Below are 17,834 nucleotides of genomic sequence, written 5' to 3'. Positions count from 1 at the left end.
TTAAGCGCTGTTGGTTGATTCCGGTGGCGCTTTTTAGTATACCCGTCATATTTGAAGCTGCAGCGTTGTTGACTGCGATAATTCCCCCTAATCACATAGCGCACTATGCTCATAGGGTTGAATTATCTTGTCGCCTAGCTGCAACTCCAACTATTTAGGGTATACACCTATAAAACTAGAATGACTTCAAGGAAGCAGTAACGTGACGACAATTGCCCAAGATTCAGCAGTAACTCTGCACTTTACCATTAAAATGAAAGACGGTTCTGTTGCAGACAGTACCCATAATATGGGGAAACCAGCAAAGCTTGTGATCGGCGATGGCAGCTTAAGTGCAAACTTTGAGCAGTGCTTAGTCGGTTTAAAGACCGGTGACCAAAAAGCGATTGAGCTTAAAGCTGAAGACGCGTTTGGTATGCCAAATCCTGATCACGTCCACCACATGGACCGCACAAAGTTTGTCGGTGATGCTGAGGTTGAAGTTGGTACTATAATGGCCTTCTCTGGCCGTGATGGTATGGAGATCCCAGGCATTATTACCGAAATCGCCGGTGATTCAGTAACAGTAGACTTCAACCATCCACTTGCTGGGCAAGATGTGACTTTTGAAGTTGAGATTTTGTCAGTAGAATAAGCGCCCAAAGAAGAAAACGACTCCATGAGCAATGAAATGAAAATTAAGTTAGCTAACCCTCGCGGTTTTTGTGCCGGTGTAGATCGTGCCATCAGCATCGTTGAGCGTGCTTTAGAAATGTACCAACCACCGATCTATGTACGCCACGAAGTGGTACATAACCGCTTTGTTGTGGAAGGGTTAAAGCAGCGCGGGGCTATCTTTGTTGAAGAGTTAAGTGAAGTGCCAGATGACAACATCGTTATCTTCTCTGCTCATGGCGTATCTCAGGCAGTGCGTAAAGAGGCTAAACAGCGTGATTTGACGGTGTTTGATGCAACTTGTCCGCTCGTGACTAAGGTTCATATGGAAGTGGCTCGCGCGAGCCGTAAGCATATGGAAGTGGTCTTGATTGGTCATGCCGGTCACCCTGAAGTAGAAGGCACGATGGGCCAATACGCCAGTGATGAAGGCGGTATGTACTTGGTTGAGCGTCCTGAAGACGTTCTTAAGCTTAAAGAGTTGGTTAAAGATCCAAGTCATCTGCATTACGTAAGCCAAACTACGTTATCCGTCGATGAAACGGCAGATGTGATTGAAGAGCTGCGTCGCGTATTCCCTGATATCCAAGGTCCGCGTAAAGATGACATCTGTTACGCGACACAAAACCGCCAAGATGCGGTGCGTGAAATGGCCACTGATGTAGACGTGGTGATTGTGGTGGGTTCTAAAAACTCATCAAACTCTACTCGTTTAAAAGAGCTAGCTGAAAAGCTTGGCACGCCGGGGTTCCTAACGGATTGCCCTGAAGATATCGAACCGAAATGGTTTGAAGGTAAAGTTAAAGTTGGTGTTACTGCTGGCGCCTCTGCGCCTGAAGAGCTGGTTAACAAAATCCTAGAGCGCATTAAACAACTTGTTGGAACGCGTTCCGTAGAAGAGATTCAAGGCCGTGAAGAGAACATGTTCTTTGAAGTGCCTAAAGAGTTGCAAATTAAGCAAGTTGATTAAGCGTTAACTCTTACTTAAAGCCAGCATCTATTGCTGGCTTTTTTATTATCTGTGAAAAAGAAAAGGCTCCCTAAGGAGCCTTAAAAGTTAGCAAGCGAGGTGCGACTAGCTTATGCAGTTTCTGTTACTGCTTGTGGTTTTTCTTCATCAGCTAGGTCAATTTCGCCTTTACCTTTCGAACGCTTAATCACGTAAGCAGTTACAGCTAGAGTAAATAGAAGTCCCGAAACCGTTGATACTTGAATCGGTAGACCAAAGCCTAATGTGCTGTTGTTAAGAATGAAGGTCGCACACACAGTGGTCATAAACATCGCAGGGATAGTAGTAATCCAGTGCATCTTGTTGTGACGTAGTAGGTATGCTGACGCAGTCCATAGCATCATCACAGCCGTTGATTGGTTAGCAAAGCCGAAGTAGCGCCAAATAATGCCGAAGTCTACTTGAGTTAAGATACCGCCAATCACAAACAGTGGCACGGCCATCATTAGGCGATTGCGTAGGGCTTTTTGATCAACGTTGAAGTACTCAGCTAAAATTAGACGGCTTGAGCGGAATGCTGTGTCACCAGAAGTAATTGGTAGAATCACCACACCTAGGAAGGCAATCACACCACCAAAGACACCCAGTAGGCCAAATGATGCGCTGTATACCACGTTACCCGGGCCGCCGTTCTTCACTGCTTCAGACAGTGCGTCGAGTGAGCCGAAGAAAGACAGAGCAATTGCACACCAAATTAGTGCGATAACACCTTCACCAATCATTGCACCGTAGAATACAAAGCGGCCATTCTTTTCGTTCTCCATACAACGTGCCATCAGAGGTGACTGTGTTGCGTGGAAGCCAGAGATAGCGCCACAAGCAATGGTAATGAATAGCGCAGGCCATAGCGGCATATCATTCGGGTTTAGGTTTGTGAACATGTCAGAGACTTGGAAGTCACCCATAACAGTATGCTCGCTTGAGAAAGCAACCGCCGTCATTAGGCCAACAGACATGAAAATCAGTAGAGCGCCGAATAGTGGGTAGAAGCGGCCGATGATCTTATCGACAGGAACAATCGTTGCGATGATGTAGTAAGCAAAAATCGCGATAACCATTGTTGTCATACTTACGCTTAGGCTCGTTTGATCATTAATTAGATTGGTGATCATACCCGCTGGAGCGGAAACAAACACAACGCCCACGAGTAGCAGCAGGACAATGGCAAAAATGTTCATAAAATGTTTTGCGCCATTACCTAGGTAGCGACCAGTAATTGTTGGGACTGAAGCACCGCCATTGCGAACCGATAGCATGCCAGAGAAATAATCGTGTACTGCACCAGCAAAGATACAACCGATCACAATCCATAGCATTGCCGCTGGGCCATACAGGGCGCCCATGATAGGGCCGAAGATTGGACCAACACCTGCTATGTTCAATAATTGAACCAGGTAAACTTTCTTCGTCGACATTGGTACATAGTCAACGCCATCTGTTTTGGTATGGGCAGGCGTTTGACGCTTTTCGTTGATACCAAAAATCTTTTCAACGAACGCACCGTAAATAAAGTAGCCACCGATTAAGGCTGCAACACAGGTTAGAAACCACAACATAACACTTGTTCCTTGGTGAAATTGATTAAGCTCACGGTGAATACTAAATAAACCCACTCCAAGCTTCATTCGCTTCACAAGTGAACGGTCATATAGCAGTTTGAGTGGTTTGCTGGGAAACTAAATGGTTTTTCTCTAATCTGAGTGGCATTTATTTAAGTTTAGTGGTTTGATAGCTAGGTTTACCTACCTTAACCAGCAAAAAAACAAGGAAAAACAATGAGAAAAATAGTTATCGCTGCGATGGTGTCACTCGTTACGGCTTGCGCGAGCAGTCCTGAGCAGTTGGCTGAACAAGGAGATTGGCATCAAATTGGTTATCAAGATGGAGTCAGTGGTCACACACAGCGTTCGTTTAAAGAGCTGGCAAGTTTGGGCAGTGTTAAACAAGCGGACTACGATCAAGGCTATTTAGAGGGAGTCGGTGAATACTGTAACCCAGACTTTGCTTACCAAATTGGCCTATCTGGTCAATATTATGAAGGCGTTTGTGAAGGCACAGAAAGTGCGCAAAAGTTCCGAATGGAGTGGCAGCGTGGCTGGAATGAACATTCTAATCATGCAAACTAACTTGTCTCATATTTGAGATGGATAATTAGAAAAGCCTGACAGAGCGAGTTGTTGATCTTTGTTACTTTGTTTTGCAAATCAAACATAAAGTAACATGAGATTAGAATGAAAAAGTATTGGATGCTTGCGCTCTGTTTAGCTCCGCTGATGGCAAATGCGGGTAACCCACTAAAAGATGCGGTGAAAGCCAATCGTAGTTACCAAGCGGAAAAGCAGCAAATTAACCATCGCATTAATAAAACTAAGCGTTCGTTAAAGCAAGTTGGTGATGGAACCTATGTTGACGATAAAGTTAAACAAAAGGTCAACCAAGCATCAAGCAAGTACACCCATAAGATTAACAATGCCAAGAAGCTAACGGATCCGAAACAACTTAAGCGCAAAGCGAATAATAAGATAAAACAAGAGAAGCGCAAAGCCGTCGATAAATGGTTATATGAAGATTAATAAAGGGAGCTCAGTGCTCCCTTTATCGTTTTAATCACTATGTATTTTGATGACTTTGTACCGCTTTACGTAAGAAGCCATCTTGTTTTTCTAGCTGTTGGCGGGCTGTCTCTAATGGCATGCCGGTTAACAGGATCAAGATGGCAAGCTTCACATCATAATCGGTTTGCTCTAGCGTTTTGGTCGCTTCACTCTTGTCACAATCGGTCGCTTGCATCACGATACGAGATGCGCGAGCGATCAACTTTTTGTTGGTCGCTTTTACATCCACCATTAGGTTTTGATAGCTCTTACCTAAACGAATCATACTTGCCGTTGTGAGCATGTTGAGCACCAGCTTTTGCGCAGTACCTGATTTTAGTCGAGTTGATCCCGTCAGAGCTTCCGGGCCAACAACGGGACTAATGGCTATTTTAGCTACATCCGCAATTGGAGAGTCAGGGTTACAAGACAGGGCTACGGTTGTAGCGCCTATGTCGTTGGCGTAGTTTAGCGCGCCAATCACGTAAGGTGTACGTCCACTTGCCGCGATTCCGACCATGACATCCTTAGCGCTAAAATCGATCGATTTCAGATCGTCGACACCAAGTTCAGCTGAATCTTCAGCGCCTTCTTTTGCCTTCAAAATAGCTTCAGGGCCACCGGCAATCAATCCAATCACCATTTGATCGGAGACACCAAAGGTTGGTGGACACTCGGATGCATCCAGCACACCTAGTCGCCCGCTGGTACCCGCACCCATATAAATTAGGCGTCCACCTTGTTGAAATGCCGCTGTGATTTTATCTACCGCTTGCGCTATTTCAGGCAACACTTTTTCTACGGCTAAAGGAACAAGCTGATCTTGTTGGTTAATTCGCTTCACTATCTCTAAAGAAGGCAGTAAGTCGATATCCATAGTTTCTGGGTTTCGACCTTCTGAGACAAGGTGAGATAGGGCTGCAATAAGTGCGTCGTTTGTCATGTGAGTCCTTATTTATCTGCGGGGTAGATAACCCCAAGAGAAGCCAATTTAGAGGCTCCTGTCACTTCAGGCAGATTGCTTGGTAAGTTGTGAATGCGGCGATAGGCAAGCCAGGCAAAGGCCATCGCTTCCATATTATCGCTGTCGATGCCTTTGTCATCTGTGGTCATCACTGTCCAATCAGGAAGTAGCTGAGACAATCGCTCCATAAGTAGCGGGTTTCGCGCGCCGCCGCCACAAGTGAGCAGTTCTGGCTTATCGCCGATTTGATACTTCTTCACTTCCTGTGCAATAGAGATGGCGGTGAATTCGCATAGAGTTCGTTGCACATCATGGTGAGGCAGTGAGTGCCTAGCCAAGATGCTTTCTAGCCATGTTAGGTTAAATAGTTCGCGGCCAGTGCTTTTCGGTGCAGCCAGTGATAAGTAAGGTTCGCTGAGCAGCTCAGCAAGCAGTGAATCATTCACCTTACCCTGCAGAGCAAACTGAGCATCTTTATCATAAGGCTGTTTGAGGTGCTTCATACACCACGAGTCCATTAGCATGTTGCCTGGGCCGGTATCATAGCCAATCACGGCTAGGCTAGGGCGAAGTACCGAAATATTGGCGATACCACCGATATTAAGTACCACCACACTAGAGTGAGTGGAGTGAAAGATAGATTGATGAAAGGCAGGGACTAACGGCGCACCTTGGCCACCTAGTGCCATATCTTTACGTCTAAAATCCGCTACCGTATCAATGCCAGTACGCACAGCAATGATATTGGCATCACCGAGTTGCATCGTAAACGGGCTGAGACTGTTAGGCTGGTGGAACACGGTTTGACCATGATTACCAATGGCGGTTATTTGCGATGCCGTATAGCCAGAGGCACTCAGTAAGCTATTGATTGCTTCTGCATAGAGCTTGCCGAGTTGGTGGTCGATTTCGCCCACTTCAATGAGGTTAGTTTGTTGGCCAATACAGATGTTGAGCACGCGCTGTTTAAGCTCATCAGGGATTGGGTAATCTTGTGATGCTAAGAGGCGCAGCTGATTATCTTCAATGTCGACAAGTGCGGTATCAACGCCATCAAGGCTAGTGCCGGACATGACGCCTATATACAGTTGTTTACTGGTCATCTAGCATCCTAAATTCAAATGGTTGAAAGTTATTGTAATGCAAATTTAAACAGAATAACCTCACTCAACTATACAAATTGAATCAAGGCCTAGGAGTTTACATGGGACCGTTATGGCTAGACGTGGCAGGCTGCGAGTTGACTGCTGAAGATAAAGAGATATTACAGCATCCAACCGTTGGTGGTTTGATCCTATTTGCACGCAACTATCATGATAGTGAGCAATTGCTGGCGTTGAACAAATCTATCCGTCAAGCGGCGAAGCGTCCAATCCTAATTGGCGTTGATCAAGAAGGCGGCCGAGTGCAGCGCTTCCGTGAAGGTTTCTCGCTGATTCCTGCCGCAGAGCAATATGCCAAGCAGGCAAATGGTGAGCAACTGGCAGAGCAGGGTGGCTGGCTCATGGCCGCTGAGCTGGTGGCTCATGATATCGATTTAAGCTTTGCTCCTGTGTTGGACAAAGGCCATGAGTGTAAAGCGATTGGTAGCCGAGCATTTGGTGATGATGTTGATACCATTATCCGTCATAGCCTTGCGTATATGAAAGGGATGAAATCCGTTGGTATGGCGACTACCGGCAAGCATTTTCCTGGTCACGGAGGGGTTGTCGCAGATTCTCACTTAGAAACACCATTTGATGATCGAGATAATATCTTCGATCAAGACATGGCAATCTTTAAAGCTCAAATAGAAGCGGGAATATTGGATGCGATGATGCCTGCGCATGTGGTGTACCCACATTATGATGATCAGCCAGCAAGTGGTTCAGAGTTTTGGCTTAAGCAAGTGCTGCGTCAAAAGCTAGGCTTCAATGGGATCATCTTCTCTGATGACTTAACCATGGAAGGCGCGGCGATCATGGGCGGGCCTGCTGAGCGAGCTCACCAATCGCTGGTGGCTGGGTGCGATATGGTGCTGGTATGTAATCAGCGAGATGCCCAAGTCGAAGTACTGGATAACTTACCTATTATGGAAACTCCGGGAGCAGAAAAGCTGCTTAAAACGCAGAGTTTCTCCCTAGCTGAGTTGCAGCGCAGTGAAGCTTGGAAGCAAGCATCACAAGCTATGCAGCGATTGATTGAAGCATAATCAAAAAAGAGCCTCATCGAGGCTCTTTTTTTCGCACTATGTTAGTGAAAACCAAGCATCTCTTTTAAGGTTTTAAGGTAGCGGCGACTGACAGGTAGCGGGTGTCCACTCACCGTGATGATTTCAGCCAAACCATTTTCCAGTAACTTGATCTCTTTGATCGCCTGAATATTGACCAGAAACTGTCGGTGGCAGCGGACTAGGTTAGTTTTCTCTTCCAGCACCTTTAAGGTCAACTGAGAGTCGGCCTTTTGATCATGAGTTTGAATGTGCACACCGCTAATGTCGCTATAAGAAAACTCGACATCTTTAGTCGGAATGATGACGATGCGGTTAAGGCCAATGCAAGGAATCTGGTCCAAGCTTGGTGGCGTTATCGCCGCAACTTGTTGTTTGTTGATGGTTAGCTGGGACTTGATCAGTCTTTGTATAGTTTTGTCTAAACGGCAGGTATCGACAGGTTTTAACAGGTAATCAAACGCATTGTCCTCAAAGGCTTGAATAGCGAACTCATCGTAGGCAGTGACAAAAACAACCTTTGGCATGGTATCAGGGTCGAGCATTCCGAGCAGTTCAATGCCAGTGATTTGTGGCATCTGAATATCGAGAAAAACCACGTCAGGTTTTAGCTGATTGATTTTTTTGAGGCCTTCAATGGCGTTGCTGGCTTGATCAATTACTTCGATATGACCCGTTTCTTCGAGTAATTCGGTTAACTCCTCACGAGCCAACAATTCGTCATCAATGACTAAAGCAGAGAGCATAGGGATACCTTAATACGTGTTCTCATCAGGAATAATAAAGCTCATTTGGGTTAAATGATTAGGTTTGACCTCAATATTGAGAGCTGCCGCGCGACCAAATTTGTTAGTTAATCTTTTATCGACGATCTGCATGCCTAGCCCGGCATGATCTTGTGAAGGGGCCACATAGCTTCCGGCATTGTCTTCCACTACGACTTGCACTCCACCTGATACCTTTTGGCTGTATATATGGATCTGACCACCTTCAATCAGGTTCGAGATGCCGTGCTTGATGGCGTTTTCGACTAACGGCTGCAAAGTAAACGTTGGGACTTTGCGCTTCAACAAGCCTTCATCAATATCAATATTGACCTCAAGACGATCGGTAAAACGGGCTTTCTCAATCGATAAGTAAGCGTTGACGTGTGCCAGTTCCTCTTTAAGCGTCACCGTTTCAATATCTTGTTTTAAGTTACTACGGAAAAAATGCGATAACTGCTGAATCAGCTCACGCGCTTTGGCTGGGTCACGGCGAACCACGGCACTTATGGTATTAAGGGCGTTGAAGAGAAAATGCGGATTGACCTGCGCATGCAGCAATTTGATTTCAGCTTGAGAAAGTAGGGTCTGTTTTAGTTGATACTCACCAAAGAGAATTTGGCTTGAGAGTAGCTGGGCAATACCTTCTGCCATCGACATATTAATGGTCGAAAATAGCTTTCTCTTCGGCTCGTACAGCTTGATAGTGCCAATAACCTTATCGCCGGTACGCAGTGGAATAATCAGCGCAGAGCCTAGTTTGCAGTCCGCCGAGAGTGAGCACTGATACGGCTTTTCTTTACCATCTAGGTAGATAATGGCATTTTTATTGATCGCATCTAATGTGCTTTGTGAGGAGATTGGTGTGTTTGGCTTATGGTGATCATCACCAATGCCAACAAAGGCAAGGATCTTCTGTTCATCAGTGATCGAAACCGCGCCAACATTGGTCTCTTCATAAATGATGCGAGCAATTTTGTCGGCATTTTGCGAGTTAAACCCGGAAGCGAGAATACCGATCGAACGCTCGGCAATATTCAGTGCACGACGAGAAAAAGTCGCCGAGTACTCTTCAAAGATGGTTTTACGATCTTGCAAGATACTCATAAACAGCCCTGCACCGACCGAGTTAGCAATGATCATTGGTGCAGCAATGGCCGAAACAAGTGCGTAAGCTTGATCGAAGGGCTTAGCCACGATCAGTATGATCGTCATCTGTACTACTTCGGCGATTAACGTGATGGCAAATACCACACTAGGGTTGAACAGTTGCTGCGATTTGCCTTTTCTTACAAAGTAGACGTGAAAAAGGCCACCAATCAAGCCTTCTGCTGTGGTCGAGATGGCGCAAGCTAAATCAGTAAAACCACCCAGCGAGTATCGGTGCAGACCGCCAGTTAGGCCGACAAAGAAACCGACGACAGGGCCGCCAAACAAGCCTCCCATTACTGCACCAATAGCCCGTGTATTAGCGATGGCGTCGTTGATCTGCAAACCAAAATAGGTGCCCATGATGCAAAACAGGGAAAAAAGCACATAGATGCTTAACTTATGGCTAAGTCGATTGGAAATATTAAGCAGAGGCAAAAAGATAGGGGTCTTACTTAGCATGTAGGCAAGCATTAGGTAGACACACATCTGTTGCAGTAAGGAAAGGATTAAGTCCATAGCGATAAAGTCAGCGGCATTTGAGTGCTATTTTAGAAAAGAATGTTGTGAGAAAACATGCTTAGTTCATATTTCTGGTAGAAAAGTCGATAAATGGATGTGTGTAAATTTAAATTTACAGTGTGTTTTTTATTGTTTACATCTTGAAATCTGAATTCATGCTGTTATGTTATAGCTATTCCAGCCAAGTTAATACGGAATATACTTGGTGTAAAAAATAATATACAGGTTAGAGTTATGCAGAAAAGTGAATTAAGCAATATTAACATCAGCGATGAGCAGGTGCTGATTACACCAGAAGAGCTGAAAGCAAAGTTACCGTTAAGTGATAATGCTCGTCGCTTTATTCAAGAGTCTCGCCAAACTATTGCTAATATTCTTCATAAGAAAGATCACCGACTGCTCATCGTCTGCGGTCCTTGTTCTATTCACGATGTTGAGGCGGCGAAGGAATACGCGAAACGCCTTAAAGCATTGTCAGAGCAACTAAGTGACCAACTGTATATTGTTATGCGCGTGTACTTTGAAAAGCCACGTACAACCGTAGGCTGGAAAGGCTTGATCAATGACCCGCACTTAGATGGCACGTTTGATATTGAGCATGGTCTGCATGTTGGTCGCGAGTTACTGGTGGAATTGGCTGAGATGGAAATTCCGCTAGCAACTGAAGCTCTAGACCCGATCAGTCCGCAATACTTAGCCGATACATTTAGCTGGGCAGCAATTGGTGCACGTACCACGGAATCACAGACTCACCGTGAAATGGCGAGCGGCCTTTCAATGCCAATTGGTTTTAAAAATGGTACCGATGGCAACCTAGCAACGGCTATCAATGCGATGCAAGCTGCGTCATCTAGCCACCGCTTTATGGGGATTAACCGTGAAGGTCAGGTTGCGCTGTTGACCACTCAAGGTAACCCAAATGGCCACGTTATTTTACGTGGTGGTAAGCAGACTAACTATGATTCTGTATCTGTTACTGAGTGTGAGCAAGATATGGCAAAACATGGTTTAGATGCATCATTGATGGTCGACTGTAGCCACGCTAACTCACGTAAAGATTTCCGTCGTCAGCCATTGGTGGCAGAAGATGTCATCCACCAAATTCGTGAAGGCAATAAATCGATTATTGGCCTTATGATTGAAAGTCATATCAATGAAGGCAACCAACCATCTGATATTCCGTTAAGTGAGATGCAATATGGCGTATCTATTACCGATGCGTGTATCAATTGGGATACAACTGAGGCACTATTACGTCATGCACATGAAGAGCTAGTCCCTTTCCTAGAAGACAGATTGAAAGGCTAAAACGAGAGCACAAGGAATATCAATGGCCGTTGAATTGAACGAATTGCGTGATCAAATTGACGCAGTAGACAAACAAATTCTGGATTTATTAGCACAGCGACTCTCTTTAGTTGAGAAAGTCGGTGAAGTGAAAAGTGAGCATGGTTTACCTATCTATGCTCCAGACCGTGAAGCAGCGATGTTGGCTTCGCGTCGTCAAGAGGCTGAGAAGAAAGGTGTACCACCACAGCTGATAGAAGATATTCTTCGCCGTACCATGCGTGAATCCTACGCCAGCGAAAAAGACTCGGGCTTTAAATGTCTAAACCCAGAGCTTCGTTCTGTGGTGATTGTTGGTGGTAACGGCCAGCTAGGTGGCTTGTTCGGGCGTATGTTTAAGCTGTCAGGATACGATGTCAAAGTACTGGGCAGTAAAGACTGGGATCAGGCTGACGATATCCTTGCTGATGCAGGCATGGTGGTAGTGACTGTACCGATTCACCTAACCGAAGGTGTGATTGAGAAACTGGGTAAGCTGCCAAAAGACTGCATCTTATGTGATTTAACGTCGATTAAGTCTAAACCGCTGCAAGCGATGATGAACGTTCACCAAGGACCAGTTGTCGGTTTACACCCAATGTTTGGTCCAGATGTACCAAGTTTGGCCAAGCAGGTTATCGTCTACTGTGATGGCCGTGGGGAAGAGCATTACCAATGGTTATTGAAGCAGTTCTCTATTTGGGGAGCGAGCCTTTGTCAGATTGATGCCAGTGAGCATGACCACGGCATGACGCTGATTCAGGCGCTGCGCCACTTTACTTCATTTGCTTACGGTCTCCACCTCAGTCGTGAGAACCCGAACATTGATAAATTGCTGCAATTAAGCTCTCCGATTTACCGTCTAGAGTTAGCAATGGTTGGGCGTCTGTTTGGTCAAGACCCTAACTTGTATGGCGACATCATTCTTTCTTCGGATGAAAACATTGCGATGATCAAACGTTTCCATCGTTGCTTCGGTGAAGCACTGGAAATTCTTGATGGAAAAGATAAGCAAGCCTTTGTCGAGAGCTTTGATCGAGTGAGCGACTGGTTTGGCGATTACTCAAAGCAATTCTTAGATGAAAGTCAGAATTTGCTAAAGCAAGCCAACGATTCGATTCATCGCGGTTAATTAAATGAATCTAGAAAAAGAGCGACCAACTTGGTCGCTCTTTTTATTTAGTCTTGTTACTGAACTGAGATATTTTCTGGCGCTAGTTCAGTTTCGTTCTTCACTGTACTCACGGAATTGTCGTGGTAAGGATTGTTGGTCAGGTTAACCTGTAAACGCACCGTATCATCAATCAACTTAACCAGTGGCGCCCATTTCACTTTCTTCTCTTTCTCAAAAAGGTAGTTAAAGTTTTCTGGAGTCCAGTCCATGGTGTATTGAGGGTTTAGTGCTCGACCAAGGAAACGTACTTCATAATGAAGGTGTGGGCCGGTTGAATTACCGGAGTTGCCACAAGTCGCAATCAGGTCACCTTTACTGACAAACTGTCCACTGCGCACTTTGAATCTTTGTAGGTGAGCGTAAGAGCTCATAAAGCCAAATGAGTGGCGTAAGGTGAGAAAGTTACCATACCCTTTTGAGCTAGGACGAACCGTTTCAATTACGCCGTCGGCAGGGGCGTAAATCTCTTCTCCACGCTTACAAGTTAAGTCGATACCCGTATGTGTATGACGTTTACCAGTGATTGGGTTCGTTCGGCGACCATAGGATGAGGAGGCGCGGAGGTAATTCAGCGGTGAATCATTCGGAATCATGCGAAACATGGTTGCGCGTACGGCTGAGTCAATCGCAGCAGCATCAATACGGTTCTCTAGATTATTTTCATCAATAGCGTTTTCATCTGCTAGCCCGAGCACAGACTCAACATCAAAGACACGCTTGCCGAGAATACTGACTTGGTCGCGCTTCTCTTCAAGTTCTTGGGAAAGGTTGTGAGTCTCTTGAACTTGTTCTTGATAGAGAAGTTCAAGATCTTGTTTCTGCGCTTCAATATCTTGCAGTTGGCTGACTAAAAGACGAAATTCTTGTTCTGTTTGGCGCTCTTGTTGCCAACTATAGACACCATAGCCAACTCCTAGAGCGACGGAGCCAACCGTAGCTGCGATAGACACTAGTAGCGTGGTTCGAGAAACGTAGAAATTTTGTACCCCTGATTTAGCAGGGATAGAGATGGTAATATTCTTAGACATAACGAGTTAGATTAGGTGTATTCACCTAGATCAGATAAGTGCTCGATGTCCCTATGTAATAGTTCATCGTCACCTACATTTAATTCAACTAACCGCTTTAAATGCCCGATACTTTCAATATCAATATGATCAATACAAATACGAATCACATTGTTATTAAGCCCAACGATGTTCCCTACAAGCTGGATCGAGACATCACTTCCTGAAAGCGAAAAATCCACATCGACCTGTTTATCACTATCTAGCAATCCTGACTGTTCACTAGTCACCAATAATCCATGTAGGGAAAGGTCACTTATCAAGGCGCTGATCTGAGTTGAACCTTGAGTTAGAACTGCTTGATTTTGATATACAATTCGCGAAAAACGACGTCGTTCAATCATAACTTTCTCTCTTAATTCCGATTCAGAAGGGTATCAAAATTACAGTGGCCACTATGCGTGCTCGTTCGCATTCTTCATGTTTATCAATGTCTGACTTAACAGTATTGAGATCGATATAATAAAGGCCGCTAATATTAGCGGCCTTTGCATGAATATCAAGCGATATTATTACTTAGTAATACGCTTGTATTTAATGCGATGTGGTTCCGCAGCTTCTGGACCAAGGGTCTTCTTCAACCACTCCATGTACTCAGTATAGTTACCTTCGTAGAAGTTCACCTGACCTTCGTCACGGTAGTCGATGATGTGAGTCGCGATACGGTCTAGGAACCAACGGTCGTGCGAGATAACCATTGCACAGCCAGGGAACTCAAGTAGAGCTTCTTCTAGTGCACGTAGCGTTTCAACGTCAAGGTCGTTGGTCGGTTCATCGAGTAGCAATACGTTACCGCCAGCTTTAAGCAGCTTAGCTAAGTGAACACGGTTGCGCTCACCACCAGAAAGTTCGCCGATGATCTTCTGTTGGTCTGAACCTTTGAAGTTAAAGCGTGAGCAGTATGCGCGAGCAGGGATTTCGAAGTTGTTGATCTTGATGATATCAGCGCCTTCAGAGATCTCTTGGAATACTGTTTTGCTGTCATCCATTGAGTCACGGAACTGATCAACAGAAGCAAGCTTAACTGTGTCACCCATTTCAATCGTACCAGCGTCTGGCTGCTCAGTGCCGCTTAGCATCTTGAATAGGGTTGATTTACCTGCACCGTTGGCACCGATAATACCGACGATAGCACCTTTAGGCATGCTGAATGATAGGTCATCAATCAGTACACGACCGTCGAACGATTTAGTTAGGTTATTTACTTCGATAACCTTATCACCTAGGCGCTCACCTGGCGGGATAAACAGTTCGTTGGTTTCGTTACGCTTCTGGTGATCGCCACTTTGCAGCTCTTCAAAGCGCGCCATACGAGCTTTTGACTTCGCTTGACGACCTTTAGGGTTTTGACGAACCCACTCAAGTTCTTTCTCAATGGTCTTTTGACGAGCTTTCTCTTGCGATGCTTCTTGTTGTAGACGTGCATCTTTTTGCTCAAGCCAAGAAGTGTAGTTACCTTGCCATGGAATACCTTCACCACGGTCAAGTTCAAGGATCCAGCCCGCAGCGTTATCTAGGAAGTAACGGTCGTGGGTAATCGCAACAACAGTACCAGTGTAATCTACTAGGAAGCGCTCAAGCCAAGCCACTGATTCTGCATCAAGGTGGTTGGTTGGTTCGTCTAGCAGTAGCATGTCTGGTTGTTCTAGCAGTAGACGACAGATAGCAACACGGCGGCGTTCACCACCTGATAGGTGTTCAATCTTAGCGTCCCACTCAGGAAGACGCAGTGCATCTGCCGCGCGCTCAAGAGAGTTTTCTAAGTTGTGGCCATCTTTCGCTTGGATAAGTGCTTCTAGCTCGCCTTGCTCTTTTGCTAGCGCATCAAAATCAGCATCAGGTTCAGCGTAAGCTGCGTATACTTCGTCAAGACGCTTCATTGCACCAGCAACATCAGATACGGCTTCTTCAACGATTTCACGAACGGTCTTTGACTCATCCAGTACTGGTTCCTGAGGTAGGTAACCAACATTTAGACCAGGCTGTGGACGAGCTTCACCGTCGATATCTGTATCGATACCCGCCATGATACGCAGTAGCGTCGATTTGCCTGCACCGTTTAGACCCAAAACACCGATTTTTGCGCCAGGGAAGAAGCTTAGAGAGATGTCTTTAAGAATTTGTCGCTTTGGTGGCACAACTTTGCTCACGCGCGACATGGTATATACGTATTCAGCCATTGCCGATCGTTCCTAAATAATCAATTTACATAAAGAGTCATTTTATACTAATAGCGCTCAGTTTGTTACCAGAGAAACAACACCTAGTAGTAACAAAGGTTACTGCTGATGAATTTATAGGCAATGGTAAGCATAAAGTCGGCGAAACGTCACAGTAGTGTGAATTTATTAATATTTACACCTAATCGCTTTACACAGATGTTTACAATGAGCATTAATAGGAAATCGCATTAGTATAATCTCAGGATGAGACCATAATGAACCTGACTTTCTCCAAGTCGCTGCAACGTATTCCTTCATCGATTGTTTTTGTTTCTACGATGACCTGCAGCGCAATTTTTGCAACGTCAGCAATGGCTGTCGACCTGCAAACCCAACGTGATATTTATGATCAAGCGCAAACGCTACTCGACTCTCAACAAGTCGCGGAATACCAAAAGATTCGACCATCGATCGCGGATTATCCTCTGACTCCTTATGTCGACTATCGCAGTTTTTTAGTCGGACTAGGTGAGCGTTCACCTAGTGAGGTCGAGACCTTTATCAAAGACCATTATTCATTCCCGTTTTCGAAACGTATTCGCGCACCTTATATTGATCAGCTAGCGAAAAAAGGTGAATGGAAAACATTGCTAGAATTCCAGACCAGCGAGCCTAGAGGTGAAGCCTATCAGTGTCATTACTTCAATGCGAACGCGATAGCCGGTGATAAAGCGCTTGCATTCCAAGGCGCAGAAAAACTCTGGTTGTCGGGTAAAAGCATTGCCGATGCCTGTGACCCGCTGTTTGACCGTTGGGATAAGGCTGGACTTAAAACTGATCAACTGATCCTTGATCGAATGGTATTGGCATTTCAGTCCCGCAATGGTCGCTTGATGAAATACCTAAAGAAGCAGCTATCAGGTGGCAAAGCTCAGGCGCAAGCGAAGACTATGTTGGATCTGTTTAACAAACCGGAGGCTGTGCTGTCATTTGCTAAAAAGCAGCCCGCAACAGATTTTAATCGCCAACAAACTAAATTGGCGCTGCAAAAACTCGCTCGTAAAGATGTAGAGCAAGCCCAACAGGTATTTGCAGGGGTTGTGAAAGCGCAAAAGTTCGATCAAAAAGCCAGTCAAAAGTTGGCTGATTATATTGCGCTTAGGTTGATTAATACTGACTCAGACTCATTGGCCAATTGGCGAGATAAGCAAACGGAAAACTCTTCAAGTGATACCTTGATAGAGCGCCGTATTCGTTTGGCTATTCAGCATGCCGATTGGCAAGGCGTAGCGGATTGGATTGCGATACTGCCAGAAGGTAAACAGGATAGCTTACGTTGGCAATATTGGTTAGGTCGCAGTGAGCTTGCGCTAGGTCAGCGAACTGCGGGTAAGCAGCGTATGGAGGCAATCATTGGTCAGCGCAATTTCTACAGTGTTGCTGCGGCTAAAGAGCTCAAGCGTTCGATTGAGTATCCGACTTCTGAGATCATCCTAGATAAGAAGCAAGTCAAAGGTTTTAATAGTGATCTTGTTCGGATTGAAGAGTTGATTGCACGAGATAAAATTGCGGCAGCGAAGAGTGAGTGGAATTGGCTTCTAGAACGTGCCGATAGTTCACAAAAAGAGATGTTAGCGGCATTTGCTTCATTCAAAGGTTGGCACCACCTAACAGTGACAGCGAGCATCAAAGCTAAGATGTGGGATAACATCCATATGCGCTTCCCTGTCGCTCATCGCTGGTGGTTTAATTTTTATGCTGACAAACACAGCATAGATCCAATTACTTTGATGTCTTTGGCAAGACAAGAGAGTGCACTTGATATTGAAGCTCGTTCGCCAGTGGGTGCGCGAGGCATTATGCAGATCATGCCGTCGACCGCAAAGTACACCGCGAAGAAATACAAACTGAGCTATCAGGGTTCAAAAGACTTGTATCAAGTAGGTAAGAACATCGAAATTGGTAGCCATTACCTCGATGGTTTGTTGGAGCAATACGATAACAATCGAATTTTCGCATTGGCAGCGTATAATGCAGGGCCTAACCGAGTGAAAACTTGGCGTGAGCGTACACAAGGCAAGCTGGACGCTTACGCATTTATTGAGGCAATTCCGTTTAACGAAACCCGAGGCTATGTACAAAACATTTTGATGTTTGAAACATACTACCGAGAGCTTCTTGGCGTGGATGGTGCCTTTTTAAATCAACATGAGTTGAATGCGAAATATTAGTGAGCACCT

16 protein-coding genes are annotated in these 17,834 nt (G+C 45.3%); 8 read left to right on the top strand and 8 right to left on the bottom strand.

Features of this window, described 5'->3' with window-relative positions; genetic code table 11:
- The first annotated feature begins 202 nt into the window (after positions 1-202).
- Positions 203-634 (top strand): FKBP-type peptidyl-prolyl cis-trans isomerase, encoded by a 432-nt coding sequence (fkpB, locus tag ELS82_RS13775; RefSeq protein ID WP_134835980.1) that lies wholly within the window; start codon positions 203-205, stop codon positions 632-634.
- Positions 635-658: 24 nt separating this feature from the next.
- Entirely contained in the window at positions 659-1,624 is a 966-nt protein-coding gene (ispH, locus tag ELS82_RS13770) for a 4-hydroxy-3-methylbut-2-enyl diphosphate reductase (protein WP_167489316.1), read from the top strand.
- A 110-nt stretch (positions 1,625-1,734) separates the two neighbouring features.
- Here the strand turns inward: ispH and ELS82_RS13765 are convergent, their stop codons facing one another.
- On the bottom strand, positions 1,735-3,219 hold the full coding sequence (locus tag ELS82_RS13765) for a carbon starvation CstA family protein (protein ID WP_134835978.1): 1,485 nt from the start codon (positions 3,217-3,219) through the stop codon (positions 1,735-1,737).
- A gap of 219 nt (positions 3,220-3,438) precedes the next feature.
- Between ELS82_RS13765 and ELS82_RS13760 the strand changes: the two genes are divergently transcribed.
- Positions 3,439-3,789 (top strand): DUF2799 domain-containing protein, encoded by a 351-nt coding sequence (locus ELS82_RS13760; protein WP_134835977.1) that lies wholly within the window; start codon positions 3,439-3,441, stop codon positions 3,787-3,789.
- Positions 3,790-3,894: 105 nt separating this feature from the next.
- Positions 3,895-4,236, top strand: coding sequence for a hypothetical protein (locus ELS82_RS13755; RefSeq protein WP_134835976.1), 342 nt, complete (start codon positions 3,895-3,897; stop codon positions 4,234-4,236).
- A gap of 37 nt (positions 4,237-4,273) precedes the next feature.
- On the opposite strand, the gene murQ is transcribed toward ELS82_RS13755, so the two are convergent.
- Together murQ and ELS82_RS13745 are read right to left on the bottom strand one after the other, a co-directional pair.
- Positions 4,274-5,200, bottom strand: a complete 927-nt coding sequence (gene murQ / locus ELS82_RS13750; protein WP_134835975.1) for an N-acetylmuramic acid 6-phosphate etherase — start codon at positions 5,198-5,200, stop codon at positions 4,274-4,276.
- An 8-nt stretch (positions 5,201-5,208) separates the two neighbouring features.
- Positions 5,209-6,324, bottom strand: coding sequence for an anhydro-N-acetylmuramic acid kinase (locus ELS82_RS13745; protein WP_134835974.1), 1,116 nt, complete (start codon positions 6,322-6,324; stop codon positions 5,209-5,211).
- Between the two features lie 101 nt (positions 6,325-6,425).
- Here ELS82_RS13745 and nagZ point away from each other — a divergent pair, with 101 nt between their 5' ends.
- Positions 6,426-7,412, top strand: a complete 987-nt coding sequence (gene nagZ, locus ELS82_RS13740; RefSeq protein WP_134835973.1) for a beta-N-acetylhexosaminidase — start codon at positions 6,426-6,428, stop codon at positions 7,410-7,412.
- Between the two features lie 41 nt (positions 7,413-7,453).
- Here nagZ and btsR read toward each other — a convergent pair whose 3' ends face one another.
- Both btsR and ELS82_RS13730 read right to left on the bottom strand, forming a co-directional pair.
- Complete coding sequence (gene btsR / locus ELS82_RS13735) at positions 7,454-8,176, bottom strand: two-component system response regulator BtsR (RefSeq protein WP_134835972.1); 723 nt, start codon at positions 8,174-8,176, stop codon at positions 7,454-7,456.
- Between the two features lie 9 nt (positions 8,177-8,185).
- Positions 8,186-9,862 carry a sensor histidine kinase gene (locus ELS82_RS13730; protein WP_134835971.1) on the bottom strand — a complete coding sequence of 559 codons (1,677 nt, stop codon included), beginning with the start codon at positions 9,860-9,862 and terminating at the stop codon, positions 8,186-8,188.
- Between the two features lie 237 nt (positions 9,863-10,099).
- On the opposite strand from ELS82_RS13730, the gene ELS82_RS13725 reads away from it, so the two are divergent.
- On the top strand, positions 10,100-11,173 hold the full coding sequence (locus ELS82_RS13725; protein WP_134835970.1) for a 3-deoxy-7-phosphoheptulonate synthase: 1,074 nt from the start codon (positions 10,100-10,102) through the stop codon (positions 11,171-11,173).
- Between the two features lie 22 nt (positions 11,174-11,195).
- Positions 11,196-12,323, top strand: a complete 1,128-nt coding sequence (tyrA, locus tag ELS82_RS13720) for a bifunctional chorismate mutase/prephenate dehydrogenase (protein WP_053441229.1) — start codon at positions 11,196-11,198, stop codon at positions 12,321-12,323.
- A gap of 56 nt (positions 12,324-12,379) precedes the next feature.
- Here tyrA and ELS82_RS13715 read toward each other — a convergent pair whose 3' ends face one another.
- The 3 genes from ELS82_RS13715 to ettA all read right to left on the bottom strand — a co-directional run bounded on the left by ELS82_RS13715 (position 12,380) and on the right by ettA (position 15,612).
- A complete protein-coding gene (locus ELS82_RS13715) occupies positions 12,380-13,393 on the bottom strand; it encodes a M23 family metallopeptidase (RefSeq protein ID WP_134835969.1) in 1,014 nt (337 codons plus the stop codon).
- Positions 13,394-13,404: 11 nt separating this feature from the next.
- Positions 13,405-13,776: a PilZ domain-containing protein gene (locus ELS82_RS13710; protein ID WP_134835968.1), complete on the bottom strand. Its 372-nt coding sequence runs from the start codon at positions 13,774-13,776 to the stop codon at positions 13,405-13,407.
- A gap of 168 nt (positions 13,777-13,944) precedes the next feature.
- The gene (ettA, locus tag ELS82_RS13705) at positions 13,945-15,612 is read right to left on the bottom strand and encodes an energy-dependent translational throttle protein EttA (RefSeq protein WP_134835967.1); all 1,668 of its coding nucleotides are present in this window, start codon (positions 15,610-15,612) and stop codon (positions 13,945-13,947) included.
- 257 nt (positions 15,613-15,869) lie between these two features.
- Between ettA and sltY the strand changes: the two genes are divergently transcribed.
- Positions 15,870-17,825: a murein transglycosylase gene (gene sltY, locus ELS82_RS13700; protein ID WP_134835966.1), complete on the top strand. Its 1,956-nt coding sequence runs from the start codon at positions 15,870-15,872 to the stop codon at positions 17,823-17,825.
- Positions 17,826-17,834 lie beyond the last annotated feature (9 nt).

It is taken from the genome of Vibrio ouci, from assembly GCF_004551525.1.
Lineage (GTDB): Bacteria > Pseudomonadota > Gammaproteobacteria > Enterobacterales > Vibrionaceae > Vibrio > Vibrio ouci.
The sequence above is the reverse complement of the archived record's forward strand: the minus strand, read 5'-3'. Positions and strand labels throughout refer to the sequence as shown.

Excerpts from the sequence above, each read along its gene's own strand:
- ELS82_RS13760 (WP_134835977.1), top strand. The coding sequence starts at position 3,439 with ATGAGAAAAATAGTTATCGCTGCGATGGTGTCACTCGTTACGGCTTGC.
- tyrA (WP_053441229.1), top strand. The coding sequence starts at position 11,196 with ATGGCCGTTGAATTGAACGAATTGCGTGATCAAATTGACGCAGTAGAC.
- ELS82_RS13730 (WP_134835971.1), bottom strand. The coding sequence starts at position 9,862 with ATGGACTTAATCCTTTCCTTACTGCAACAGATGTGTGTCTACCTAATG.
- ELS82_RS13710 (WP_134835968.1), bottom strand. The coding sequence starts at position 13,776 with ATGATTGAACGACGTCGTTTTTCGCGAATTGTATATCAAAATCAAGCA.
- btsR (WP_134835972.1), bottom strand. The coding sequence starts at position 8,176 with ATGCTCTCTGCTTTAGTCATTGATGACGAATTGTTGGCTCGTGAGGAG.
- murQ (WP_134835975.1), bottom strand. The coding sequence starts at position 5,200 with ATGACAAACGACGCACTTATTGCAGCCCTATCTCACCTTGTCTCAGAA.
- ettA (WP_134835967.1), bottom strand. The coding sequence starts at position 15,612 with ATGGCTGAATACGTATATACCATGTCGCGCGTGAGCAAAGTTGTGCCA.
- ELS82_RS13765 (WP_134835978.1), bottom strand. The coding sequence starts at position 3,219 with ATGTTGTGGTTTCTAACCTGTGTTGCAGCCTTAATCGGTGGCTACTTT.
- ELS82_RS13755 (WP_134835976.1), top strand. The coding sequence starts at position 3,895 with ATGAAAAAGTATTGGATGCTTGCGCTCTGTTTAGCTCCGCTGATGGCA.
- nagZ (WP_134835973.1), top strand. The coding sequence starts at position 6,426 with ATGGGACCGTTATGGCTAGACGTGGCAGGCTGCGAGTTGACTGCTGAA.
- ELS82_RS13715 (WP_134835969.1), bottom strand. The coding sequence starts at position 13,393 with ATGTCTAAGAATATTACCATCTCTATCCCTGCTAAATCAGGGGTACAA.
- ELS82_RS13725 (WP_134835970.1), top strand. The coding sequence starts at position 10,100 with ATGCAGAAAAGTGAATTAAGCAATATTAACATCAGCGATGAGCAGGTG.
- ispH (WP_167489316.1), top strand. The coding sequence starts at position 659 with ATGAGCAATGAAATGAAAATTAAGTTAGCTAACCCTCGCGGTTTTTGT.
- sltY (WP_134835966.1), top strand. The coding sequence starts at position 15,870 with ATGAACCTGACTTTCTCCAAGTCGCTGCAACGTATTCCTTCATCGATT.
- ELS82_RS13745 (WP_134835974.1), bottom strand. The coding sequence starts at position 6,324 with ATGACCAGTAAACAACTGTATATAGGCGTCATGTCCGGCACTAGCCTT.